The following is a 25,326-nucleotide window of genomic DNA, read 5'->3' as shown; positions in this document are numbered from 1 at the left end:
TCATGAAATGAATACACCCCAGCCAGTCGATCTCCTGATCGCACCCCAATGGATCGTTCCTGTCGTTCCCCGCGGCCTCGTTTTGCAGGAGCATGCCCTGATCATTGATGCCGGTCATATCCTCGATATCCTCCCGCTGGCCGATGTACGGCAACGATATCTACCGCGTCAGAGCCACCATTTACCGAGTCAGGCCGTGATGCCGGGATTGATCAATTTGCACACGCATGCTGCCATGTCGCTGATGCGTGGGCTGGCCGACGACATTGCCCTCATGCCTTGGCTCAAGGAACATATTTGGCCGGCCGAGCATGCCTTCGTGTCGGAAGCATTCGTCAACGATGGCACCTTGCTGGCATGTGCCGAGATGATCCGCGGAGGCACAACATGTTTTGCGGACATGTATTTTTATCCCATGGCGACCGCGTCTGCAGTAAAGCAAGCTGGTATGCGTGCCAGCCTTGGCCTCGTGGTCATCGATTTCCCTACCGGGTATGCCGCAGATGCTGACGACTATATAAACAAAGGCCTCGCTGCTCGCGATGCGTTAAGTGGCATTTCGACACTTTCGACCATCTTTGCCCCGCATGCGCCATATACCGTTGGCGATCGCACTTTCGAAAAATTACTCACCTTTTCCGGACAGTTGGACCTTGGGATTCACGTGCATTTGCACGAGACGCAGGCTGAAATCACCGAGAGCGTTGCTCAATACGGGATACGTCCTTTGCAACGCCTCGCCAACCTGGGGTTGCTTGGCCCCGGTTTGATCGCAGCGCACGGTGTGCATCTGACTCAGACAGAAATCGAACTGCTGGCCGAGCATGGCTGTCATATAGCGCATTGCCCAACGTCTAACCTCAAGCTTGCGAGCGGCATTGCACCCGTGGCTGACCTTCTGACTCACGCCGTTAATGTCGGGTTGGGAACGGACGGGGCAGCCAGCAATAACCGGCTCGATATGTTCGGTGAAATGCGAATGGCAGCTTTGCTTGCCAAGGGAGCTAGCGGCAACGCCGAAGTGCTCCAAGCTTGGCGGGCGCTGGAAATGGCTACATTGAATGCGGCACAGGCATTAGGTCTGGATGGCGTTATTGGCTCTCTCGAAATCGGCAAGGCTGCCGACCTGATTGCTGTCGATCTTTCCGATGTGGAGACCCAGCCGTGCTTTGATGTGGTTTCCCATTTGGTTTATGCTGCCGGGCGCAGCGAAGTCACGCATGTGTGGGTGGAAGGGCGTTGCCTGTTGTCGGAAGGTCAACTGACTACCTTGGATCGCCGCGAAGTATTGGAGAAAGCAAAACTATGGCAGAAACGACTGCAAGCGAAGTCAATGTAGATCGCCTCGAACTGGAAAAATTTTCCGCATTGGCGCATCGGTGGTGGGACCCACAGAGCGAGTTCAAGCCCCTGCATGAAATTAATCCTTTGCGCTTGGACTACATCGATCGCAAGGTCGGCCTGAGCGGTAAAAAAGTATTGGATGTGGGCTGCGGAGGCGGCATTCTTTCAGAGTCCATGGCCTCACGCGGCGCACAAGTGACCGGCATCGATCTCGGGGAGAAAGCCCTAAAGGTAGCCAAGTTGCACAAGCTGGAAAGCGGCGTGGCAGTCGATTATCGGCTTATCTCGGCTGAAGCGATGGCCGAGGAAGCCCCGGCCGGTTTCGATGTGGTGACGTGCATGGAAATGCTGGAGCATGTGCCTGATCCTGCAGCCATTGTTGCTGCATGCAGCCGCTTGGTAAAGCCGGGTGGACATGTCTTTTTCTCAACCATCAATCGCAACCCAAAGTCCTACTTGTTTGCGGTAATTGGGGCGGAATATGTACTGAACCTGCTGCCCAAAGGGACACACGAGTATTCAAAATTCATTAAGCCATCCGAGTTGTCCGCCTTCTGCCGGAATGCCGAGTTGGATGTCGCCGATTTGATGGGCATGAGCTACAACCCGGTTACCAAACGCTATTGGTTGGACAAGGATGTCTCCATCAATTACCTCGTTCACACGGTGAAATCTTGAGATTCAAAGCTGTTCTGTTCGACCTCGACGGTACGCTAGCTGATACTGCGCCAGACCTTGGCCGCGCCCTTAACATGCAGCGGCAGCGGCACGGGTTGCCTCCTTTGGCCGACGACGTGATCCGCCCGTTTGCTTCGCACGGAACGCGCGGTTTGCTTGGGGTCGGGTTTGGATTGTTGCCATCAGATTCCGCTTTTGAATCTATGCGTGAGGAATATCTGGTGCTGTACGATGAGGTATTCTGTCAGTACCCTCGCTTGTTCGATGGGATGGCGGCCGTGCTGGAGACGTTCGAGTCGCAAAACGTGTTGTGGGGCGTGGTCACCAATAAACCGAGGCGATTTACTCAGCCATTGATGGAGGCTTTGGGCTTGAGCAGCCGGGCTGCAAGCATCGTCAGTGCAGACGACTGCGAGCGCCCTAAGCCTTATCCTGACACCTTGCTTCTTGCCAGTCGCCAAGCCAATGTGACGCCTCTGGAGTGTCTTTATGTCGGTGACGCCGAACGTGACATCATCGCTGCCAAAGCGGCAGGGATGGAGGCCTGGGTCGCAAATTACGGCTATTTGTCAGAGGATGACAAGCCGGAAGAGTGGGGTGCTCAGGATATGATTGCTTCGCCGGTCGATCTCATCGAGCGTCTTTTCGATCAACGAATAGGAACACTCAGCCTGGTTCGCTAAAAGTCTTCGGACTATTTGGTGCAAAGCCCGCTGGGCTCTCGAGTGAGGGGGCTCGGCTATTAAGACCGCCGAGAGTTTCTAGTTCGTGTGCTCCGAATTCATCGCTGATACATAATCCAGAAATTCCTTTGCGGGCATTGGGCGTGCATAGAAATACCCCTGGAGATACTCGCAGCCGATTTCCTGTAGGATATCGCGTTGACGTTGCGTTTCTACCCCCTCCGCGATCATCTTGACTCCCAGTTTGTGCCCCATCGCGACGATGGCCTCGACGATCGCGCGGTCGTTGGTATCGGTTTCCAGCTCGTTCACGAAAGAGCGATCGATCTTGAGGTAATCGATGCTGAAACGCTTGAGATAAGCCATGGCTGAATATCCTGTGCCGAAATCGTCCAATGCCACTTGCATTCCAGCCTCGCGGAATCTGGCCAATTCCCCAACCACGTCGCTTTGCTCGCTGAGCAGCAAACCTTCCGTAATCTCGATCACAAGATAATGGGGAGGCACGCCAAGTGACTGCAATCTTGGCATCCACTGGTCACATAGATTGCCGCGCATGAACTGACGCGGAGAGATATTTACGCTGATTTGGCCGTGAATTGGTCTGGCACTGTTTTGACTGCGAATATCTGCCCACTGGCCAGCCAATTTTGCGGTTTCCAGGAAAATCCAGTCACCGATTTCGTGAATGAGGCCCATCTCTTCGGCAATAGGGATGAATAAGTCGGGCGGCACCATACCGTGTTCCGGGTGTTTCCACCGCAACAATGCTTCGGCTTTGACGACCTGCCCGCTGAACGTGTCGATAATGGGCTGGAAGTAGGGAATGAGTTGTCCTGCGGCAAGGGCTTCGCGCAGATCGGTGGCGAGGTGCAGGCGCTGCTGCATTTCTTCTTGCATGGTACTGGTGAAAAAACTGAAGCCGTTGCGCCCACGCTCCTTGGCGGCATACATGGCTTGGTCCGCGCAGCTGAGGAGTGATTCGGCGTTTTCTGCATCCAGGGGGTAGCTGGCAATACCGATGCTGGCAGAGATATAAGCGACTTGGTGTTCGATATTGAACGCAGGCTGCAGACTTTGGAGTACCGTTTGTGCCATGCGCGTCAGATGATCCATTTTATTCACGTCAGGCACAACGATGACGAACTCGTCGCCGCCTAGTCTGGCCACAGTATCGGATTCACGGATATGCAGCCGGATACGTTTTGCGGCTTCAATCAACAGCTGATCCCCGATATGATGCCCGAGCGAGTCATTGACCTCCTTGAAGCGGTCAAGGTCCACGAACAGCAATCCCAACGGTTGTTTGGTACGGCTTGCCTTGGCGATTTCCTCATGCAATCGGTCGTGCAGCAACCGCCGGTTGGGGAGCCCAGTCAAGGCATCGTAGCTGGCCTGATGGCGGAGCCGGTCGTTGGTGTGCTGCCGCTCGATTGCGATAGCAGCGAGATGGCTTGCCTGCTTCAGGCGCGTTAAATCGTCATCAGACAACGGCAGATCGGATTGCGAAACGACATGTCCCAATACCTGGCCTTCTGGAGTCAATATCGGTTCACTGTGCATTCCTGATTCCTGAGGATTCTGCTCATCTCCATCCAAACGGGAGTGCGGAATAATGATGGTGCTTTTGATGGATCCGCTGGAAGTCTGTGCATATTCAGTGACCTGAGCCAGAATTTCCGTCAAGTCGCCACCAAATGCCAAATGTTCATAGATGCTGAAACGTATTTCATCCTGAGTTTCTCGTAGCTTGCGATCGGTTACCTCATAGCCAATACCCAAAATGCTGACGATTTCGTTGTTGACGCCGCGTTCCGCAGTCATGGAAATGTTGATCCATCTGGGCGAGGTTTGCGCCGTTTCCAGCAAAATCTCGGTTTCTGTAGGAATGCCCGTGTCGCGTACACATTCGATGCAGGCTAGAAGAACAGGTATCAAGGGAGTATCTGTGATGGTTTCGGTTATGCCAAACAATTGGGCATAAGCAGGATTAGTAAAGGTGTGGTGCCCTTCGAGACTATAGCGTGCGATGAAATTGGGTGAGTTTTCAGCGAGGGTGCGGTATTCCTGTTCCCGTTGCCTGAGATCAGCCGTGCGTTGCTCCACGCGCTTCTCGAGCGTGGCATTGAGTCGGGTAATTTCTTTTTGTGTGCGGCGCAGGCGCAGCAGAAAATAAGTTACGGCTAGCAGGATAACTGCACTGCTCAACAGTACTAACCATAATTGATGCTGTCGTGTTTCCGATCGCTGAAGTTGGGCTGCTCGCTTGAGTTCTTCGATCTGTCGTTGCTTGGTTTCTGATGCATATTTTTTAGCCAGCTCTGCCGTTCTGCTACTTATTGTGGCGCCGGCTTCCCGATTTGCTATATCAATGGCTGTGCTTGCGTAACGGTAGGCTTGCTTGAAATCCTGTCGAGACGCGTAAACGGACGCAAGTTGTTTTGCACTTTCCGTCTTGTATAAAGGAAAATCGATTTCATCGGCGATGGTTGAGGCTTCCTCGGCTGCTGCCAATGCTTTTTCGTGTTCGTGTAAAAACTGGTAATTGTCGCCCCTGTATTTGATCGTCCACCACAACCCTATTTTATTTCGATGTTCTCGATAATTACTTTCTGCTTCAGCCAGCAATGGAAAGCTTTCGCGAATCTTGCCCTGTTCGCGCAGGTTCTCGGCCAAGTGATTAAGCAAAACTCCCTCACAATACGGGATGGCTGCTTCTCTGCATGTTTTTAGTGCCGAACGGAGTAATACCTCGCTGTTTTTCAAATGTCCCGACGCATCTTCTGCGTCACTGATGCCCATCAGCGCCAACGCCTTAAGTAGTTTCGAATGCGCAATTTCCGAATATTTAAGCATCTCGCGAAAATGCCGCTCTGACTCGTAATTATTCTTACTTTGCTGGTAAGAAATACCCAATCCTCGATGCGCATATGCCAGCAATTGGGGATTGCCATTGTTTTTTGCTTTTTCGAATGATCGCAAGGCGAACGTGATTGATTCATCCAATTGCCCGAGACGGCGATACATAACAGTTGCGCCTAAACGGGCCTCTCCTAACAGATCTGGGCTGTCCCCCTCTTCGAATAAGCTCGCACTTTGCATCGTAGCCGTAATCAGCAAATCTATATTGCCCTGATACAAAGCGAAGTTGGCGATATTGAGTTGTGCTTCGGCACGGCCTGCACGATCATGTGCTGCGATGGCTATTTCTAAGGCAGTATTCGCATGGACATAGCCTTGTTCTGTTAACGAAAGATTGTGTTCGACGCGCGAAAGGACGTTAAGGGCGCGCGCCTGATCCTCGGCAGATGCAAAAGCTGGGATGCCGGCTATCCATTCCAGTGTTTTTGTATAAGCCGTCGGAGCATCGTTTTCGCTCAATAGACGGAGTTTGCTGGATTGATCAACCCAAGTTTGATGAGGTTGGAAAGTGCGAAAAAAGATGGGGGTTTTAGTGGAAGCGAATACAGCTTGGGGAAACGCTAGCAAGGCGACGAGTAACATCCTCCCGCAATATTTTTTGCTCCACAGCCATACTGCTGGCTCGCAGTTGGCGGTAAAGAGTGTGTTTGTCATTATTTTCAATTTGTTGCGTCGACAGGACGGTAGCATCGGCGCAAGAAAAATATCAGACCAGAGGGCGTCTGACTATCAGGGAGGGAGGAATTTACGGGTAGGGAAATGCTTACTATTGGGTGCTGAAATGTCTAAATTGCAACATCAATCGATATTCAGTTTCTTAAGCTTGTACCACAATGAACGTTCGCTGATATCGAGCAAACGTGCTGCTTTGGATTTGTTGTCTCCCGTTCGTTTCAAAGCTTCCCGGATCATTGCATCCTCGAGTTTCTCGACTGCTGAATTGAGTTCAAGCGAAGCAAAAATTTCTGTTGCGGGCGAAGGCTCTGCAGGAGCAGTCTCAGTCATCTCGCGGGGCAGCTGTTCTACTCCCACAGGCTTGCCTCGGCTCAATACAGCTGCACGTTCGATAACGTTCTGCAATTCACGCACGTTGCCGGGCCAGTCATAGTGTTGTAGTGCTTGCAAGGCTTGCTCGGTGATGCCATGACCATCACATTTAGCTAGAAAATTGGCCGCCAGCGAGGGAATATCCTCCTTGCGTTCTCGCAGTGACGGCAGTTCGACGTTGAACACATTGATGCGGTAATACAAATCCTCGCGCAGTTTTCCATCAGCAACGGCCTGACGCGGATTGCGATTCGTCGCGGCGATCACCCGGATATCGATGGGTATGCTGCGGTTGCTGCCCAGTCGCTCCAGAACGTTTTCTTGCAAAACACGCAACAGTTTGGCCTGCAATGCCATTGGCATTTCAGTCAATTCGTCCAGGAAAAGCGTACCACCCTCGGCCATTTCGAATTTGCCGATGCGGTCCTTGGTGGCACCGGTGAATGCGCCTTTTTCATAGCCGAACAACTCGCTTTCTAGGATGTCGGCTGGAATCGCAGCGCAGTTTATAGGTACAAAAAGGGCACTGGCCCTGGGCGAGGCCCGATGAATGGCACGGGCAGCTAGCTCTTTTCCGGTGCCGGTTTCGCCGGTAATGAGTACGGTGGTTTTGGTAGGGGCGACTTGACGAATGTATTCGTACACCCGTTGCATGGCCTCGCTGCTGCCCACAAACTCGCCCCAACCTTTGTCGACTTCGTGGCGGAGAAATGCATTTTGCCTCTGCATGCGGCCAAGGTTTAGGATGCGGTCTACGGCGATCTCGAGTGCATCCACGTCGAACGGTCGGACGATGTAGTCACACGCGCCTAATTTCATGGCTTCTACGGCGCTCTCAATGGTGCCGTAGGCGGTCATGATGATTACCGGCACATCCTGGCCTTGATCGCGCAGGTTGCGTAGGAGATCAATGCCCGTCATCCCTGGCATGCGCAAATCGCTGATGATGAGGTCGGCAGGCTCAGCCAATTGCGAGTTCAACGCATCCTGCCCGTTGGAAGCGCAGACGACCTCGTGCCCCATGCGTTTCAGCATGATTTCCAACACGCGCTGCATTTTTGCTTCGTCGTCCACCACCAGGACGCGTTGACCGGTCATACCTTGCCCTCGATCGGTAATGTGATAGTAAAGAGTGCGCCACCTAATGTGCTGGTGCCCGCAGTAATCTCCCCGTCGTGCGAGCTGATAATTTGCTGCACAACGGCCAGGCCCAAACCCACGCCGCCTTCCCGCCGGGTAAAGAAGGGGTCGAATACCCGCGGCTGATCTTCGACAGGAATACCAGGGCCGTTGTCGGCGATCTCGATGCTAAGTTTGCCATCCAGAGGCTTACAGCTCACTGACACCCTGCCATTAACAGGGAGAATTTGCAGCGCATTGAGGATCAGGTTGAGCAATACCTGGGTGAGTTGTTCGGCATCGGCATTGACCAGGATGTTTTCTGCCTCGCAGTGTGTTTCCAGGATGATGTTTTTCTTCTCGGCTTGTCCAGCAAGCAAGCCGATGCTGTGCCTGATCAGTTCGGATATAACTGTGGGCTGGAAATTCGGTGGCCGTGGGCGAGCGGTATCCAGCAGGGTGGAGACGAGACTATTCAATCGTTCCGTTTCGCTCTCGATAAATCCGGTCAGCTCACGAGCTTCCGGGCTTAGCGATTCGCGCGCCAGCATTTGCGCCGAAGAACGCAAGATACCAAGTGGCGTCCTTACCTCATGTGCCATCACTGCTGCCATTTCACCGAGAACGGCCAGCTTGGAGGCGCGAACCAGGTTCTGGCGAGACTGATCCAGATCGTTCACTGTTTGAACGAAAGCCGTAGTCAGCTCTCCAACTTCGCCACCTATCCCGCTGGGTGAAGGAGGTAGTTTCTTATCCTGCATGAACCGGCGCGTAAAGGCCGTCAAATCGGCGATAGGACGGGCGATGCGGCCTGCAACCAGCATCGACAAGGCGATCGCGAAACTGCTGACCAATACCAGCAAGATCAAAAACATCGTCGCCATCTTCTGTATCGGCAAAAAGGCTTGGTGGCTGGGTTGTATCACCAGCGTAGTCCAGCCGAAGCCGGGAAAGTGCTGGAATCCGTGGGAGCGGTCGAAGCCTACGGTGACTTCGGACAAATGGAGCGGTGCGCCGTCGAGAATGGCCTTGCCGTTCTTTTTTCCAGTAGGCAACCAGCCTTGCGGCAAGGAGGCCAGGAGCATGCCTTGCTCGCGCAACTTGGATGATGCCGCCACGATGCGGTTCTGCCGGTCGATCAAGACCACCATGCGACCGTTTTGCGCGGCTTGGTCGAGAATGCGATAAATCTGCCCCCAGTTGAAACGTAGCAGCAACTCGCCTGCCGGTCCTTCCTTGAATTGGGAGTCGATGCCGGCACGGATGGTGAAAGTTGCTTGGTCGCCCTTGAGCTCGAGTGCTTCGATGGCAATCCTAGGCTCGATTTGCAGCAGGGTATCGGCCGGAGCCGCAATTTTGCCGATCAGGGAGGTATCGCTGCTGGCCACGATATGGCCATTGGTATCGATACAGGAAAGTTCGTGATACACGTCGCGATAGCCGGTCTTGAGATCGACCAAAAATTGCGAGAGCCGCTTGTCCACATCGTGGACCTGAATGTCTTGCATTACTTCCAGGCGGCGCCATGTCTGTGCGTTTTGCAAGCGTTCGAACAGCATCTTGTCGATGTCTTCCGAGACGGTAGCCGACTGTACCAGCAGACTGCGGCCGATTTCCTGGCGCATGGCTTCCCCGGCGGTGGAAAATGCCAGCATCGAAAGCAGTATTGCGGGGATCAGGCTGACGGCAAGAAAGGCAATCAGTAAGGTTTTGCGTATAGTCACAGCCGAATGATCCAGAGCGAGGCGATGCGCAAGTATAAGAAAACTGCCGAAAATGGCACAATAAAACTTTTTCACCTGCGGCTATTCATGAATCTTCGCGCCAGAATCCTGCTATGTGTCGCGCTCTTGGCAAGCTCCGGCCAGGTATTGGCGGATGAGCCGGCAAGTGATGATTACCAACTCGGGCGTGGATGGAAGATTCCCGGAACACCCATTCGGCTGGGCGGTTATGCCAGCCTGGAAGCCGAAAAAGACCGGCACGAGCCTTTCAAGATCAATGCCAGCGATGTCAGCCTGTTCGTCTGGTGGGAGGGCGAGGGCAAGTTTCGATTTTTTTCCGAATTGGACCTGGAAGATGCCCTGGTCTATGAAGACGGCAAAAACCCGACGACGCGACACGGCTATCTCGCGTTGGAACGCGCCTACGCCGATTACCTTTATTCCGAATGCCTCAATTTCCGAGCAGGTAAGTTCCTGACACCTATCGGCCGCTGGAACGTCATTCATGCCGAGCCGCTCGTATGGACCACGACTCGTCCGCTAGTGACTGAACGTGCTTTCCCTACCAATGCTACGGGAGTGATGGCCTACGGTACGTTGCCGGTGGGGGATCGTGAAATCGATTACTCCGTTTATACCGCCCTAGGCGAAGATTGGCGGCCCGACCCCAAGCTTGATCCTTTCGAGGAAGCCTTGGGCATGCATGTCACGGTACCGGTCTCATCCAATGCGGAAATCGGGGTTTCTTACGCCAATTTTAGCCAGCATGGCTCCAACGAAGAACGCAAAAACCTGCTGGGGATGGACTATTTCTGGACCCACGAGCGTTACGAGGTCAGCGCCGAGCTTGCCTATCGCATTTCCGATGAGGGGAGTGCTTCCGACGAAAGCGGTTTGTTCGTACAAGGCGTAGCCCCGCTGACAGATCGTCTTTATGTCATCGGTCGGTATGAATGGTATAACCCCGCCGGGCCTGCCCCTGCGATGAATATCGGACTGCTGGGACTTGCCTTCAAGCTGTCTCCAGCCATGGTCTTCAAGGCGGAATACATCCACGCCTCCCGTAACACAGTCAAAGAGCCCGAGGGCGTCTTTACTTCTTTCGCGATTCTGTTCTGATGCGCTGCCGATCTCTTACAGTCTGGGCAGCGGTGCTGCTGATGGGGTGGCATATTGCGGTAGCGGCCGGGGAGGGCGCCATTGCCGTGATAACAACTCCAGGCCATGGCAAGAATCTCAAAAAAGACGATCTTGCCCTCATCTTCAAACGCAAGAAAGTGTTCTGGTCGGACGGCATGAAAATCCAGCCGGTCAATCTTCCCCCAGCTAACCCGCTACGTCAGTCATTCTCTCTCGCCATCCTGGGTGCAACGCCCGATGAGATGGAAAAGTACTGGAGCGATATGTACTTTCATGGCATTTCGCCACCGCATGTACTGGCTTCGGAAGAGGGAATGCTACGTTTTGTCAGCGATACCCCAGGCGCGATTGGATACGTTTCCTATTGCCGTGCTGCCGGCCGGGCTAACATCGTCATGATCATCGGTGCCAACGGTCAGCTGCTACAAGAGGTGCCAGCGGATTGCGCTGACTAATTTTCTTAGTCTGCAAAAAATGTAGGAAGGAGTTGCGGGTTTTTCCATTCTGTGCAGGAATTGCACGTTACTAGCGGATTAATAAAATCACTCTGAAATTTATCTAATCTATTGAATTTAATAATAATAAAATAGATTTTATTCACTTGGCACACACCTTGCCATATTCCCTTCAGCGATTTCACGCAAAAAGGGAGTCTACATGCAAACCGCTTCTACCTCGCCAGCGCTGCTGCCGTCATTATCGCCGCAGTCGTTGGCAGATTTTCAGGCACATCTGGCGCGCTTATTTCATGTCGAAGAATACTTCGGGCGACACCGCGCAGAGGTAGAGGAATTCATCGGGGCACGGTTTGCCGAAATGCACGGGGCGCAGATCCGCCAATTCATGCCTCGCTTGCTCAGCCTGCGTTCCAAGCGCGGCGACCTGATTGCTGCATTTGGCCTTCGCTCAGCAGAAACATCATCTCTCTTTCTTGAAAACTACCTTAGCCAACCCATCGAGTCGGTTCTGCAATCCCGCCTAAGTCAGCCAGTAGCGCGCGAGGAAATCATCGAAGTTGGTCACCTTTCTGCCTTGTATCCGGGGGCAGCACGCTGGCTCATTGTCGCCGTGACGGCGTTGTTGCAGCAGGAAGGCTACCGCTGGGTGACCTTTACCGGCACAGCCGGCTTGCGCAATGGATTTCATCGCTTGGGGCTGCGCCCTGTCGAACTGGGCGACGCGACTCTGGCACATCTGCCAGAGTCCCAGCGAGCGGCGTGGGGCAGCTATTACGACCATGGGCCCAAGGTCATGGCGGGCGATATTGCGCATGGATATCAGGCCCTGATTTCTCGTGGCGATCTTTCGGAATTGTTGCGCGGTGGATTGGCCTCGGTGGAGGCCCACGCGTGAGTCTTTTGTTGCAAGCGATTGCAGCCCACGCGCGAAATGTGCCGCTGGGCCCGGCCTTGGCCGACGACGCACGTGTCATAACCTATGCCGAACTCAATGCGGCCATCACGACTGGCGCGGAGGTTCTGCAATCTTCTGGAATTACTACGCTGGCCTTGCTGGCAGATAACGGAACCCCCTGGGTAGTGAGCGATCTCGCGGCACGGCACGCACAAATTCCATGCGTCCCGTTGCCGCACTTTTTTTCGCCAACCCAGATCGTGCATGCGATTCGCAATAGTGGTGTCAACGGCGTCCTTACCGATCGTGTCGATGATCTCGTCTTGCTATTGGAGCAGACCGGCATTGCCTATCAAGCGGTCACGGCATGGCAGGGCTTGACCTTGATTCGCCTTGAGGTCGATGCCGTGGAGCTGCCCGTAAATACCGCCAAAGTGACTTATACCTCCGGCACTACAGGTGACCCTAAGGGTGTCTGCCTGAGCGGCGAGCATATCGAAACGGTTGTGCAGTCCTTACTCGAGGCAACTTCTGCGTCGGCCGCCGACCGCCATCTTTGTCTCACGCCGTTATCGACCTTGCTGGAGAACCTAGCCGGTGTTTATGTGCCGCTACTTGCCGGTGCGTGCTGCTGCGTGCCATCGCTGAAGACGGTCGGCTTGAGCGGCGCATCAGGGCTGGACCCGATGCGCATGGTCAAGTCGCTCAGCGATTTTCAGGCGACAACTGCCATCATGGCGCCGCAGATGTTACAAGCCTTGGTTGCGGTGGTGGCCCAAGGGAACGTCATTCCCAGGCATTTGCGCTTTGTCGCGGTTGGTGGCGCATCAGTGCCTCAACGAGTATTGGCGCAAGCCGAACAATTGGGGATCCCAGTATTCGAAGGTTACGGCCTTTCCGAGTGTGCCTCAGTGGTGTCTCTCAATACGCCATCATGCCGCCGCTCCGGTTCGGCTGGTCGTCCCTTGCCTCACCTAGAACTGTGTATTGCCGAGGATGGTGAAGTGCTGGTCTCAGGGCCGCATTTCCTAGGCTACATCGGACACCCGGGGCCCAATGAAACTTGGCCTACAGGGGATATCGGCTACCTCGATGCCGACGGCTTTCTCTATATCACGGGCCGCAAAAAAAACATGTTCATCACCTCGTTCGGCCGCAATGTTTCGCCGGAGTGGGTGGAATCCATACTTTTGCAAAACAACGCCATCTTGCAGGTAGCTGTATTCGGAGAAGGGCAGCCTTGGAATACCGCAGTTGTGGTTGCCAAACCAGACACTTCTCAGGCCACGCTTCAGCGAGCCGTCGAACAGGCTAACTTTCAATTACCCGATTACGCCCGGATCGGAAACTGGATCGCAGCCAAGTCGCCATTTTCAAGCGTCAACGGGCTGTTGACACCCAACGGACGTTTGCGTCGCGACGCCATTTTCGAAGTGTATCGCACCCGCATCGATGCGATTTATGACACATCCCTCGAGGAGAAAATCCATGCCGTTTTATGAGGAACTGCTACAGGCGACAGAAGCCGAGCAGAACCGTTTGCAATCCCTGCCGATTATTCAATCGGCATTAAAAGGGGAAGTCACCCGAACGCAATACATCGCGTTCCTGACGCAGGCCTACCACCACGTCAAGCACACCGTGCCTTTGCTCATGGCTTGCGGCTCTAAGCTCGGCGCCGACAAGGAATGGCTGCGCGAAGCCATCGCGCATTACATCGAAGAAGAGATCGGCCATCAGGAATGGATACTCAACGACATTGCCGCATGCGGCGGAGATGCTGATTCGGTGAGACATGGCATACCTGTTTTCGAAACCGAACTCATGGTGGCCTACGCCTATGACACTATTGCACGCGGTAATCCGGTTGGATTCTTCGGTATGGTGCATGTGCTGGAAGGCACCAGTATCCAGCTCGCCATCCATGCGGCAGAGGCATTGCAACGTTCACTCGACCTTCCCGTCAGCGCATTTACCTATCTCAACAGCCACGGGGCGCTCGATCTCGAGCACGTCGATTTCTTCCGCAATCTCGTCAATCGCTTGGATTCAGGAGAAGACAAGGCTTGTTTGACGCATTGCGCCAAGACGGTGTTTCGCTTGTACGGCGATATCTTCCGTTCACTGGAGACCGTGCAATGAGGATGACCGGTGCACGCATTGTATTGACCGGAGCGGCGGGCGGTATCGGGCAGGAGCTCGCATTAGCCTTGGCGGATCGCGGGGGCGAGTTATTGCTGGTGGACCGCGACAACGAGGCGTTGGCCTTGATACAGGGTCGAATTCAACGACAAGGCGGGCGAGCCCGCGTTCACGCTTGCGACCTGACTGACCAGCGTGCATTGCAAACCTTGGTTCAGCAAGCCCAGACCGTTCTGGGCGGCGTTGACGTATTGATCAACTGTGCGGGTGTTTCCAGTTTTACCAACTTCGAGCAAGAACGACCAGACATGCTGGAGTTGCTCTGGCGCGTCAATGTCCTGGCCCCGATGCACCTCACCCGCATGCTGCTGCCACAGATGCAGCAGCGGGGAAGTGGCCGAATCGTGAATGTCGGATCGATTTTCGGCTCGATTGGATTCGCTTATTTCACGTCCTATTCCGCCAGTAAGTTTGCCATGCGCGGGTTTTCCGAATCCCTGCGCCGCGAATTGGAGGGGACCGGCATCGGGGTGACTTACGTCGCGCCACGCTTCACTCGCACCCCAATCAATAACAGCGCGGTCAACCGCATGGCCGAAGCGGTAGGCATGAATGCCGACGATCCCAAGGTCGTCGCCAGCCTCATTTTGCGTGCTATCGCGCAAGACCGAAATGACTGTTACCTCGGATGGCCCGAATCCCTTTTCGTCCGCATCAACGCCATTCTGCCGCGCCTGGTCGATTTCGCCCTACGCAAGCAGAACCGCCAGACCCGTAACTTTGCTGTAGCCAACGACTAAACGCAGGAGCACATCATGAAAATTGCTTACAAATTAATTGCTATCGCCAGCTTGTTGGGAATGAACAGCTTGGCGATTGCCGACAACGTCATGGAAGCCGTCGCCGATCTGCAGCACGGCTGGGCCAAAGCCTATTACCAGGTGCCGGACAAGCAGAAGGAAGCCGTTTTCAAAGACTTGGTGGCAAAAGCACATCAAGTTTCTGCGGCCAATCCAGGGCGCGTCGAACCCATGGTGTGGGAGGCCATCATCCTTAGCAGTTCTGCCAAATATGCAGGCTCTTTGACAGCACTGAGCCAAGTCAAGGCTGCGAGAGATTTGCTGATCTCCGCCGAAAAAATCCAGCCGGATGCACTCGAAGGTTCCATCTATACCTCGCTCGGCAGCTTGTACTACAAAGTCCCCGGCTGGCCCATCGGATTCGGGGACAAGAAAAAGGCCCGCGAGTATTTGACCAAAGCGGTGAAGACCAACCCTGATGGGATCGACGGCAATTATTTCTTGGGTGATTTTCTGCTGGAACAAGGGGAGGTCGCCAAGGCACGCGAATATCTCGAAAAAGCGCTGAACGCTCCTCCGCGTCCAGGCCGTGAGGATGCCGACCAGGGGCGTCGTGCGGAAATCCAGCAGGATTTGGACAAAGCAAAGCAGCGTAGTTAAGATGGCGGCCACAATAACAATACCGCCATTAATAATGACAAGAAAAAGCTATTCCTCCTGGGCGTGGTGGGGCTTTGCTGCCTTGCTGCTTATCACCCTTCGTGTCTTCTCTGTTTACACTTGGCGCATCGATAGCGATGAACCCCAGCACCTTCACGTGATCTGGGGTTGGGCCAATGGTCTGCTCCAATATCGCGACGTATTCGATAACCACACACCGTTGTTTCACATGCTGTTCACGCCGGTTTATGCTGCTTTGGGCGAGCGCGCGGATATCCTTCAGTTGATGCGGTTGAGCGTGATCCCGCTATACCTGCTTTCGTTGTTGGCCGTATATCAGATGGGTAAGGCGCTGTTCACTAAAGAGTCTGCTTTATGGGCTACGCTCATTACTGCATTATTTCCATTATTTTTTCTGACTTCTTTAGAGTTCCGCACTGACGATTTGTGGATTGTGCCTTGGCTGTTTGCCATGACCGTGTTGGTGCAAAAGCCATTGAGGCGGTCACATTTTTTGTTGGTTGGTTTGCTGCTGGGAGCGACTATTGCTGTATCGATGAAGACAAGCCTATTGCTGTTGTCTTTGCTATTGGCGGTCATCGTCTCTCTTGGGTTGGCAACAGACAAGATTAGAGAAACTGCTATTCACAAATGGCGATATGCCATCTGGCTGCTTGTGGGGTTGCTGGTTGTGCCTGTTGCGTTTGTGCTGTTTTTTGTTGCCAAAGGCTCATTTGGCCCAATGTATTATGGCGTCATTCAGCACAATATTGTGCCGGGGTTGGGGCATTGGAAGCACTTCGCCAGAGTGTTCAAGGTGCTGGTTGGCTTAATTCCGTTAGTTCTAATAGGTACCTGGGTTGTTAATCGTAGCAGCCGGGATGTTGGAATGCGCTTTCGCCGCACCGTTATTTTTCTTACTTTCGGATTTTCCATCCTGGGTCTTTATGGCTTTTGGCCGCTCGTCACACGGCAAGACTTTCTGCCTCTAATCCCACTTTTTGTCGTAATTGCGACAGGGTGTTGGATAGATGCGATGCAACAGACTTCGAGGAGTCATGCAGGAAATTTCAAACAAGGTGTTCTTGTTGTCTTGGTTCTGGTTGAAGCCAGTATCTTAATCGCGAAGGATAAACCATGGCAGTTGATGAAGACATCTGCGCCAACGCAACTGGTTTCTGAAACCCTGCAATTGACCCACTCGGGCGACCGCATAATTGACCTCAAGGGCGAGACTGTATTTCGTCCTAGACCTTTTTATTATGTCCTCGAGGGGGTTACACGCAAACGTATTTCATTGGGACTGATTCAGGACACTATTCCGGAAGATGTCATTCGCACAGGAACCGCCGTGGCGGCCGCAGATAGTGGTTTTTTTCCTCCGCGAGGACGCGCTTTCCTGAACGATAATTTTGTATCCGTTGGGGCTTTACGGGTGGCCGGGAGGCTCATTGATGACAAAGCTATGAATGCCGATGGATCCTTTGCATTCGAAGTCGGCGTTCCCACCGTATATGCATTGGTTTCAGATCGAGGCGACCAAGCTACAGAGTTAGATGGCAGCCCTTATACCGGGGGACGCACGCTTTCACCCGGTCGTCATACATTTAAACCCGCTCTTGGTAGTTCAAGCCAATGGGCTGTCGTATGGGCGTCAGCTATTGAACGAGGGTTTTCTCCGTTCCCTGGAAAGGGCCGGGTATGAGCTTGGCCCTGGCATTCAATCGCAGTGCTCGCGTAATGATCCTCGCGGTTCATCCCGATGATGAATCTATTGCTGCCGGTGGGTTAATTCAGCAAGCAATCGCAGCCGGGGCCAACGTGCGCATCGTGTTCATCACCGACGGCGACAATAATCCGTGGCCCCAGCGCTATATTGAGAAGCGCTGGACCATTGCAAGAAACGACCGCATGCGCTGGGGGCGTCGTCGTCGCGAGGAGGCACTGTCAGCCTTGAGTGTGCTTGGAGTGAAAGCCGAAGAAGCTGTTTTCTTAGGCTTTCCTGATCAAGGACTGACAGATTTGCTGCTCACGAACGGGGTGGGGGCTCATGGCATGGAAGCCCTTGAGCGAGAAGTGCTTGAATGGGATCCATCGCTGCTGATTGTTCCCTCAATGCGGGACTTGCACCCGGACCATAATGCGACTGGCGTTGCGATAGATATTTTGTTGCAGCGCTGGCCGTCGGCATTGGAGCGTCCACAGGTCTTAGCGTATCTAGTCCATGGAGAGGCTCAAGGCTCCACCGTAGCCGAGTCCATGCAACTTTCACCTGTGCAATTATTGCTGAAACGCGTCGCTATCCTCTCGCACGAGAGCCAGATGAAGCTCGGCAGCTGGCGTTTCCTGAAGCATGCTCAACCACGTGAACTGTACCTCGACCTGAAGGCGTCCTCTGACGAACGATCCAGTCTCATCAAGGTTACGCATGACGAACACGATATCAAGATTTATTACAGGCTTTCCCGCTTCTCGAGGCTTTTAGGCGCCCCGCAACTGTATATCGTCACAGGCACAGCTCGGTTCAAAATTGACTTAGCACACCTGAGTGATGCCATGGAATTGATCGACTGTATTAACAATCGTGCGATTCGTGCTGTGCAGGCGTTTATGGTGGGGGATGATTGTCAGCTAACAATTTCCCGGGAGTACTTGCCGGACGCACAGCAAGCTTATTTCAAGCTAGCCCGAGGAATAGGCTTTTTCGATGCTGACGGGTGGTGTCCATATGAGTTGCAGCCACAGCCTGTTCGAAAAAAGGTCGGATCGGTGGCGATTATTCCTTGTTTCAACGTCGAGGATTATTGCGAGCCTGTCATTATTGCTGCAACGCAATATGCTGATCGTGTCATCGTTATCGATGATGGCTCTTCGGATAGAACCGGCGAAATTATCACTCGTTTGTGCAAAACGCTCTCGCACAAAATCGTTCCGATTAGTTTTCCAGAAAATCGGGGCAAGGGCGTGGGACTCATGGCGGGGTTCCGATTAGCATTGGAGCGCTATGATTTTCAAGCGCTGATCACGTTGGATGCGGATGGCCAGCATCCTCCCGCGCACATCCAGTCATTACTCGAGTGCATGAAGCCAGAAATTGATATGGTGGTGGGCGAACGCGACATCAGCCGGATGCCGGGCAGAAGCAAGCTGGGAAATACCTTGGCTAGCGGCATGCTGCGCTGGATTTATCCTGCTGCGCCAGTGGACACCCAATCTGGCATGCGTGGATTTAGCCAACGTTTTGCAGCGGAAATCGCTGCGACTATCGAAGGGTGTCGATACGAAACGGAGTTCCAGATTTTGTTGCTGGCATTGTCACGCCGCCGCAGTATTGCCTCCGTCACCATCCCCACGGTTTATCTGGATGACAACCGTTCTTCCAAGTTCCGTCCCATCACCGATTCACTGCGGATATTCGGCACGCTGATTCTCTGGCGTCTGGGGTTTGGGCCCAAGGTGGTTCTTTGATCACGAGAACGGTAGCCACTGTACGCAGTTGGACGCGGAAACCAATGGATGCCGGGATCATCGGCTTGTTTGTAATGATCCTCGTGTGGGATACCGGTGCGCAATTATTGTTGAAGTTGGGGTTGGCCGCGCATGGAGAATTACCGGTGTACGCTTGGTCCCCGATGGCGGCCTACCTGAAAACCATTGCAACCGAACCCTTGATTTGGTTGGCTCTCGTCTTTCTGATCCTGGCATTCTTGACCTGGCTTGCCATTATCGCGCGGGTGGAATTGAGCAAGGCGCATCCGGCGACATCTTTTTCCTATGTCACTGTCACCATCGCTTCAGCGGTCTTCTTGAACGAGTCCTTGAATCTCACCAAGGTAGCCGGGCTTTTTCTTATCGTCCTTGGCGTTTTCCTCATCGCCTGAAGTGCACCATCAATCCCTGCATAAAATGTATGAAATTATTGTATGAATACATTTTTTGCAGGCATTTTCCCAAGTTAAAGAAAATTTAAATTTTTCGCTATTCCTCTTCAATACAGATGGTTATGAGAGGGTGCAGTCGTTTGGCATATCCATTGCTTAATAGTGGGTAATTTCGAAAAATGATATCTTTCGCTGCATAACAAATCCATAAGGGACGAAACAATGAAAAGAATCATCACCCCATTACTCTTAACCCTCAGCATTACATGCGCGGCAGAAAGCCTCACAGGGCGCGAGGCGCCCGCATTCTCCTTGACCAGTCCCAATGGTGGGCAGGTCAATCTCTCCCAATACAAAGGCAAGGTGGTGTATCTGGACTTTTGGGCATCATGGTGTGGGCCATGCCGAAAGTCCTTCCCCTGGATGAACGCAATCCAGAACAAATATGCGTCACAGGGACTTCAAGTGATTGGGGTCAATCTGGATGAAAACAATGGCGATGCGGCCAAGTTCCTAAAAGAAATGCCGGCACAATTCGCGATTGCCTTCGACGGCAAGGCCGCCACCCCAGCACTGTACGGGGTCAAGGGCATGCCCAGCAGTTTCCTGATCGGCCGCGACGGCAAGGTGATTCTGGAGCATAGCGGATTCAACGACGCAGATCGCGCCGAGCTCGAGAAAAATATCCGGGCCGCAGTCGAGGGGGCCAAATGAGTTTCACTCTAACGCTGGTGCGCACAATCGTGGTCGTGGCCGGGTACATGTCCTTGACCGGATGTGCCAATGTCAAACCTTGGGAAAAGGGAACATTAGCTCGGCCTGAAATGACTTTTGAAGGCGATGCCTTGGATGTCCGGTTTACAGAGCATGTCTACAGCAGCAAGGAAGCGGCCTCGGGAGGCGCCGGGGTAGGCGGCGGCGGGTGCGGCTGCAATTAAGCAGAAATTCCAAGAAAAAAGCCACAATGAAAACAAAACAAGTAGTGAGCGCTGCTCGTCCGCATTCCGCAACCGCTGGGCCTGCGATCGGCTTGGCGCTTTTAACCGCAGCGACTGCTTTGATGGCCGCAAAAAACGCTCACGCGGACTTAGCTCCCGAGCGAGGCATGATAAGCCTGAAGTATCTGGACTATCAGGATAGCCAATCCGGCCAAGATCGCATTGGAGTTCATGCGCCGTCCATCATGGTGATGGCACCCGTAGCCGGCGTCTGGTCAGTTTCCGGGACGTTTACCTCCGACGTGGTCTCCGGCGCCTCACCGGCGTTCCACACCGAGCAGCTCACCAAGATGAAGGATCACCGCAAGGCGGTCGATCTTAGCGTAACTCGCTATTTTCCGCGTGGCTCACTGACGCTAGGTGCCAGTCATTCGCAGGAGTCGGACTATATTTCTCGCGGTCTGTCTGCCCAAGGCACGATTTCGACCGAAGACAAAAACACCACGTTCAACCTAGGTGTCGGCACGAGCGACGACACCATTACGCCCAGCTACGGCGGCGTTCACGAGAAGAAAAACGTTACCGATGTCATGGTCGGTGTCACGCAGGTGCTGACTAAGCAGGATATCGCGCAGCTCAACTACGGCTTTTCTCACGGTCGCGGTTATTTTTCCGACCCCTATAAACTGGCAGACGAGCGCCCCCGCGAGCGCAATCACCGGACCATCCTTGCGCGCTGGAACCATCACTTTGCGTTCACAGATGGGACTAGCCATTTGAGCTACCGCTATTACTGGGACACCTGGGATATCCGGGCCCATACGATCTCCGGCGAATACGTGCAGCCCTTGCCTTACGGCTGGACGCTCACGCCGGGGGTCCGTTTTTATACCCAAACGGCAGCGCGGTTCTATTTGCCTGTCGATCCGGCAAATCCATCCTGGCCTACATTCCCCTCGGTCAATGCCACCGAATTTTCCGAAGACCAGCGCTTGTCAGCATTTGGCGCAGTTACGGTGGGGCTCAAGGTGGCCAAGCAACTGAGTCCTGATTGGCTGCTCGATGTGAAATTCGAGAAGTACAAGCAGCGTAGCGACTGGGCTTGGTCAGGCACTGGTGACCCAGGGCTCGCTCCCTTTGATGCCCGTACCTTCCAGTTCGGGATCACTCGGTATTTCTGATGACCTCGCCCGAGTTGACCACTTTTCGCCTGACCTTCGATGCTATGGGCAGCAGTTGCGAGGTGATGCTTGCCGCCGTGAATGAGGCTGAAGCCCGTCGCCTGGCTCAGTTTGCCATCGATGAGGTCAAGCGTATCGAGCATAAATATTCGCGCTATACCCAGGATGGCGTAACTGCCCAAATCAATCGTGCGGCAGGCGGTGATTGGATCCAAGTCGACGAGGAAACCCTCTCGCTCTTGTCTTATGCCGATTCGCTTTATGAAGCGAGCGGCGGTCTCTTTGATATGACCTCAGGCGTATTGCGTCGGGCCTGGAATTTCAAGCAGCCGGCCCTGCCTTCCGAGACGGTATTGAATGAAGCACTTTCCCTGATTGGCTGGCATCGCGTCGAGCGTGACGGGGAGGCCTTGCGGCTGCCTGATGTCGGCATGGAGGTGGATTTCGGCGGTTTCGGCAAGGAGTATGCCGCTGACCGGGCAGCCGAAGTCTTGATGGGCGAGGGTGTGCAGCATGGCTATGTCAATCTTGCCGGGGATATGCGGATTATCGGGCCCAAGCCCGACGGGCAGCCTTGGCAAATCGGCATTCAGGATCCACGCGTTCCCGGCCGAGTGGTTGCCACCATTCCTGTAGAAAGCGGAGCACTGGCAACAAGTGGGGATTACGAGCGCTTTTTCGAGCTGGACGGCAAGCGTTATTGCCACATTCTCGACCCTAAACGCGGCTTCCCGGTTGGCTATTGGCGGTCGATCAGTGTCTTGGCGCCCGTGGCCATCGTTGCAGGAAGCTGTACCACGATCGCCATGTTGAAAGAGCAGGCTGGGATCGAGTTCCTGGAAAGCACTGGCATGGATTACCTAGCGATCGACCATGGTGGCGAGAATTATCAAAAGACGTTTTAACGATTACGAATACGGGAAAAATATGAAGAATCAAACTCCCATGCACTGGCTTTCCACTTTGAGCGGAATATTGCTGATGTGGTTGTTTGTGGCTTCTGCGGCTGCGGATGAGTTTCTTGATCCGTCCCAAGCATTTAAGTTGAAGGCAGAGCTTTCAGATACCCACAAAGTTGCACTGGATTGGACGATCGCACCTGGCTACAAGCTTTATCGTGAACGCTTGAGTTTTGAAGCGGAGGAGGATGCCTCCAAAATCGGCTCGGCAGTATTGCCTGATGGTGAGCGTGCTGTCGATCCGAATCTCGGCCAGGAAGTCGAAACCTACCATGATCAATTGGCGGTAGGCCTGCCTGTCAAGGCAATGACAGGGGCATTCACGCTCAAGATCAAGTATCAAGGGTGTGCGGAAGCAGGTTTGTGCTATCCACCCATCACTAAGCGTTTTGTCGTGGATGCAGCTCATCCGGGCGCACTGCAAGAGGGTACCGCGCAGAACAGCTCATCCATCACCGCCACCAAGCCTGAAAGCACCGCTAATACGGATACCCCTCGAGACGAGGGAACGCTCGCACAACAGGCCCTGCAGAGCCGCCAACTGGGACGGATCGGGATGATGTTTTTAGGCTTTGGCCTGTTGCTCTCGCTAACCCCATGCGTGCTTCCCATGGTGCCCATCCTGTCTTCGATCATCGTCGGTGAAGGCAACGTAACGCGCCGACGCGGTTTTTTGCTGGCACTGAGCTATAGCTTGGGCATGGCCCTCGTGTATACCGGGATGGGCGTCGCTGCAGGAATGGCCGGCGAAGGTCTTGCCGGCGCATTGCAAAAACCTTGGGTACTGATCACCTTTGCAGCGCTGCTCATCGGCTTGGCACTGTCCATGTTCGACGTCTACCAACTGCAACTTCCTAACGCATTGCAGTCGCGGCTTAGCATGACCAGCGATCGGTTTAAGGGCGGGCGCTTTACCAGCGTCTTCATCATGGGTGCCATTTCGGCGCTGATCGTAGGGCCTTGCGTTGCCGCTCCGCTGGCGGGGGCTCTGGTTTATATCAGTCAGACACATGACGTGCTGATCGGCGGCTTTGCGCTCTTTTCCATGGCATTGGGGATGAGTGTTCCGTTGCTGCTGACAGGAATTTCCGCGGGCAGTTTGCTGCCGCGGGCGGGTGCCTGGATGAACGAGGTCAAGCATGGATTCGGCCTCATGCTGATCGGCGTTGCCGTCTGGATGCTAACGCCAGTCCTGCCGGGCTGGGCGTTGCTTTTTTCTTGGGGCGCATTCGCAGTGTTATGCGCCGTCTTCCTGCGTGTATTCGATCCCATGACAGACCGAGTCAGTGCCGGAGGCCGATTTGTCAGGGCGCTGGGGCTGGTATTCCTGCTGGTCGGCGTCCTGGAATTCGTAGGGGCCGCGAGCGGTGGGCGCGATGCCGTACAGCCGTTGGGTCATATGTACATTTCCAGCAATGTTCAAGCCAAGCAGCAACCCGAGGTGAGGTTCTCACGCATCCACAACCTGGCTGAGCTGGAAAACACACTCAAGACCACCAATGCCCCCGTGTTGCTAGACTTTTACGCCGACTGGTGCGTGGCCTGCAAAGAAATGGAGCACTTGACCTTCAGCAATGCGAAAGTGGCCGAGCAATTGGGCAAGCTCGTCCTGCTCCAGGCAGACGTTACGGCCAATAGCGATGAAGATCGCGCCCTGATGAAGCAATTCAGCCTGTTCGGTCCACCAGGAATTATTCTTTTCAATCCCGCAGGTCAGGAAATCAGGCACGGTCGCGTTGTCGGCTATCTCGAGGCCGATGCTTTCCTCGCGCACCTCAAACAATACCTCGCCGGCTTCCGGTCGATATCACGATAAAGGAGAACACACATGGCTTATGTCGGAACTTCAGGCAATGATTATTGGACCGTACAACGGTATGGTCAGGTGCTGACTCTGGATGGCGGGGCTGGGACCGATACGCTCAGTTTCGATCGGTTGTCGAGATCGAGCTTTACGATTACTTCGAATGTGGATGGCAGCGTTTCGGTGGATTCGGTCTCCGGGGCGAGTGCAACTTATCATATTCATTTGACGAACGTTGAGTTTTTGACTTTCGACTCTGGCGCAACAAGTGTTGATCTAAGGACGTTAGGTAATCATGCCCCAACAGTCGCCAATCTCATCGCAGATCAAACCACTTCAACCAGCAGTGCATTCAGTTTTACGGTTCCATCGAATACCTTTACTGATGCCGATGGCAATGCTTTGACATATTCCGCGAAATTGTCGACCGGAACAGCATTGCCTTCATGGCTAACATTCAATGCAACAACACACACCTTCACGGGGACTCCTCCCGCTACCGCAGAGGGTATTCTGAGCGTGAGAGTTATTGCAACGGACACGCATTCAGCCAGCGTTTCTGTTGTTTTTACGATCTCCATTGCAGGTGGTAACGATGTAATCAATGGGACATCGGCAAACGACATACTCGCCGGGTTAGGGGGGAATGACACATTGTCAGGAGGCGCTGGCAATGACGTCTTGAACGGCGGTGCCGGGAATGACGCGCTGGATGGAGGCGCCGGGAATGACATCTATGTCATGTCGGCCGGCACAGAGCATACGCAGGCGGAAATCGCGGATACAGGAAGTGATGTCGGAGACGAAGTGCGCTTCACGAGCACGACGGCGCACGACACATTGACGCTGTATGCCGGAGACACCGGGATTGAGCGTGTCGTGATCGGCACGGGCGTTGCTGCTGCGGCGGTAGCGACGGGAACGACAGCGTTGAGCGTGGATGCCTCTGCG

The 25,326-nt window shown here is 53.9% G+C and carries 22 protein-coding genes; 19 read left to right on the top strand and 3 right to left on the bottom strand.

The window, feature by feature from the left end:
- The first annotated feature begins 7 nt into the window (after nucleotides 1–7).
- The 3 genes from NMK_RS17520 to NMK_RS17510 are packed head-to-tail and all read left to right on the top strand — an operon-like array spanning nucleotide 8 to nucleotide 2,705.
- Nucleotides 8–1,339, top strand: coding sequence for a TRZ/ATZ family hydrolase (locus tag NMK_RS17520; RefSeq protein ID WP_109017068.1), 1,332 nt, complete (start codon nucleotides 8–10; stop codon nucleotides 1,337–1,339).
- Complete coding sequence (gene ubiG, locus NMK_RS17515; protein ID WP_109017067.1) at nucleotides 1,306–2,022, top strand: bifunctional 2-polyprenyl-6-hydroxyphenol methylase/3-demethylubiquinol 3-O-methyltransferase UbiG; 717 nt, start codon at nucleotides 1,306–1,308, stop codon at nucleotides 2,020–2,022. The genes NMK_RS17520 and ubiG overlap by 34 nt, the downstream gene beginning before the upstream one ends.
- On the top strand, nucleotides 2,016–2,705 hold the full coding sequence (locus tag NMK_RS17510; RefSeq protein ID WP_109017111.1) for an HAD family hydrolase: 690 nt from the start codon (nucleotides 2,016–2,018) through the stop codon (nucleotides 2,703–2,705). The genes ubiG and NMK_RS17510 overlap by 7 nt, the downstream gene beginning before the upstream one ends.
- Nucleotides 2,706–2,783: 78 nt before the next feature.
- On the opposite strand, the gene NMK_RS17505 is transcribed toward NMK_RS17510, so the two are convergent.
- From NMK_RS17505 to NMK_RS17495, 3 genes are all read right to left on the bottom strand, one after another.
- The gene (locus NMK_RS17505) at nucleotides 2,784–6,281 is read right to left on the bottom strand and encodes an EAL domain-containing protein (RefSeq protein ID WP_181376335.1); all 3,498 of its coding nucleotides are present in this window, start codon (nucleotides 6,279–6,281) and stop codon (nucleotides 2,784–2,786) included.
- Between the two features lie 144 nt (nucleotides 6,282–6,425).
- Nucleotides 6,426–7,772, bottom strand: a complete 1,347-nt coding sequence (locus tag NMK_RS17500) for a sigma-54-dependent transcriptional regulator (RefSeq protein ID WP_109017065.1) — start codon at nucleotides 7,770–7,772, stop codon at nucleotides 6,426–6,428.
- Nucleotides 7,769–9,517: a PAS domain-containing sensor histidine kinase gene (locus NMK_RS17495; RefSeq protein ID WP_227871560.1), complete on the bottom strand. Its 1,749-nt coding sequence runs from the start codon at nucleotides 9,515–9,517 to the stop codon at nucleotides 7,769–7,771. Before NMK_RS17495 ends, NMK_RS17500 begins: the two co-directional genes overlap by 4 nt.
- 87 nt (nucleotides 9,518–9,604) lie before the next feature.
- Here NMK_RS17495 and NMK_RS17490 point away from each other — a divergent pair, with 87 nt between their 5' ends.
- From NMK_RS17490 to NMK_RS18970, 16 genes are all read left to right on the top strand, one after another.
- A complete protein-coding gene (locus NMK_RS17490) occupies nucleotides 9,605–10,636 on the top strand; it encodes a hypothetical protein (protein WP_146187237.1) in 1,032 nt (343 codons plus the stop codon).
- A gap of 41 nt (nucleotides 10,637–10,677) precedes the next feature.
- Nucleotides 10,678–11,112: a hypothetical protein gene (locus tag NMK_RS17485; protein WP_146187236.1), complete on the top strand. Its 435-nt coding sequence runs from the start codon at nucleotides 10,678–10,680 to the stop codon at nucleotides 11,110–11,112.
- A gap of 202 nt (nucleotides 11,113–11,314) precedes the next feature.
- A complete protein-coding gene (locus NMK_RS17480; protein WP_109017062.1) occupies nucleotides 11,315–12,010 on the top strand; it encodes a thermostable hemolysin in 696 nt (231 codons plus the stop codon).
- Nucleotides 12,007–13,512 (top strand): AMP-binding protein, encoded by a 1,506-nt coding sequence (locus NMK_RS17475; RefSeq protein WP_109017061.1) that lies wholly within the window; start codon nucleotides 12,007–12,009, stop codon nucleotides 13,510–13,512. The genes NMK_RS17480 and NMK_RS17475 overlap by 4 nt, the downstream gene beginning before the upstream one ends.
- A complete protein-coding gene (locus NMK_RS17470; protein ID WP_109017060.1) occupies nucleotides 13,499–14,152 on the top strand; it encodes an iron-containing redox enzyme family protein in 654 nt (217 codons plus the stop codon). Before NMK_RS17475 ends, NMK_RS17470 begins: the two co-directional genes overlap by 14 nt.
- A complete protein-coding gene (locus NMK_RS17465; protein WP_109017059.1) occupies nucleotides 14,149–14,952 on the top strand; it encodes an SDR family oxidoreductase in 804 nt (267 codons plus the stop codon). Before NMK_RS17470 ends, NMK_RS17465 begins: the two co-directional genes overlap by 4 nt.
- A 15-nt stretch (nucleotides 14,953–14,967) precedes the next feature.
- On the top strand, nucleotides 14,968–15,612 hold the full coding sequence (locus NMK_RS17460) for a tetratricopeptide repeat protein (protein WP_109017058.1): 645 nt from the start codon (nucleotides 14,968–14,970) through the stop codon (nucleotides 15,610–15,612).
- Between the two features lie 34 nt (nucleotides 15,613–15,646).
- Nucleotides 15,647–17,317: an ArnT family glycosyltransferase gene (locus tag NMK_RS17455; protein ID WP_181376334.1), complete on the top strand. Its 1,671-nt coding sequence runs from the start codon at nucleotides 15,647–15,649 to the stop codon at nucleotides 17,315–17,317.
- Entirely contained in the window at nucleotides 17,314–19,080 is a 1,767-nt protein-coding gene (locus NMK_RS17450; RefSeq protein WP_109017056.1) for a glycosyltransferase, read from the top strand. Before NMK_RS17455 ends, NMK_RS17450 begins: the two co-directional genes overlap by 4 nt.
- Nucleotides 19,081–19,124: 44 nt before the next feature.
- Complete coding sequence (locus NMK_RS17445; RefSeq protein WP_109017055.1) at nucleotides 19,125–19,493, top strand: EamA family transporter; 369 nt, start codon at nucleotides 19,125–19,127, stop codon at nucleotides 19,491–19,493.
- 222 nt (nucleotides 19,494–19,715) lie between these two features.
- On the top strand, nucleotides 19,716–20,207 hold the full coding sequence (locus NMK_RS17440; RefSeq protein WP_109017054.1) for a TlpA family protein disulfide reductase: 492 nt from the start codon (nucleotides 19,716–19,718) through the stop codon (nucleotides 20,205–20,207).
- The gene (locus NMK_RS17435) at nucleotides 20,204–20,431 is read left to right on the top strand and encodes a DUF4266 domain-containing protein (protein WP_109017053.1); all 228 of its coding nucleotides are present in this window, start codon (nucleotides 20,204–20,206) and stop codon (nucleotides 20,429–20,431) included. Before NMK_RS17440 ends, NMK_RS17435 begins: the two co-directional genes overlap by 4 nt.
- Before the next feature lie 26 nt (nucleotides 20,432–20,457).
- A complete protein-coding gene (locus tag NMK_RS17430) occupies nucleotides 20,458–21,612 on the top strand; it encodes a DUF3570 domain-containing protein (protein WP_109017052.1) in 1,155 nt (384 codons plus the stop codon).
- On the top strand, nucleotides 21,612–22,517 hold the full coding sequence (locus NMK_RS17425) for an FAD:protein FMN transferase (RefSeq protein WP_109017051.1): 906 nt from the start codon (nucleotides 21,612–21,614) through the stop codon (nucleotides 22,515–22,517). The genes NMK_RS17430 and NMK_RS17425 overlap by 1 nt, the downstream gene beginning before the upstream one ends.
- A gap of 22 nt (nucleotides 22,518–22,539) precedes the next feature.
- Nucleotides 22,540–24,387: a protein-disulfide reductase DsbD gene (dsbD, locus tag NMK_RS17420; RefSeq protein ID WP_181376333.1), complete on the top strand. Its 1,848-nt coding sequence runs from the start codon at nucleotides 22,540–22,542 to the stop codon at nucleotides 24,385–24,387.
- Between the two features lie 12 nt (nucleotides 24,388–24,399).
- The coding region (locus NMK_RS18970; RefSeq protein ID WP_305778759.1) for a putative Ig domain-containing protein at nucleotides 24,400–25,326 on the top strand (927 nt) is incomplete at its 3' end.

Origin of the sequence: Novimethylophilus kurashikiensis (genome assembly GCF_003112435.1) — a bacterium.
In the GTDB taxonomy this organism is placed as follows: domain Bacteria; phylum Pseudomonadota; class Gammaproteobacteria; order Burkholderiales; family Methylophilaceae; genus Novimethylophilus; species Novimethylophilus kurashikiensis.
Note: the sequence above shows the minus strand (reverse complement) of the source record. Positions and strands in the feature narration are given on the sequence as shown.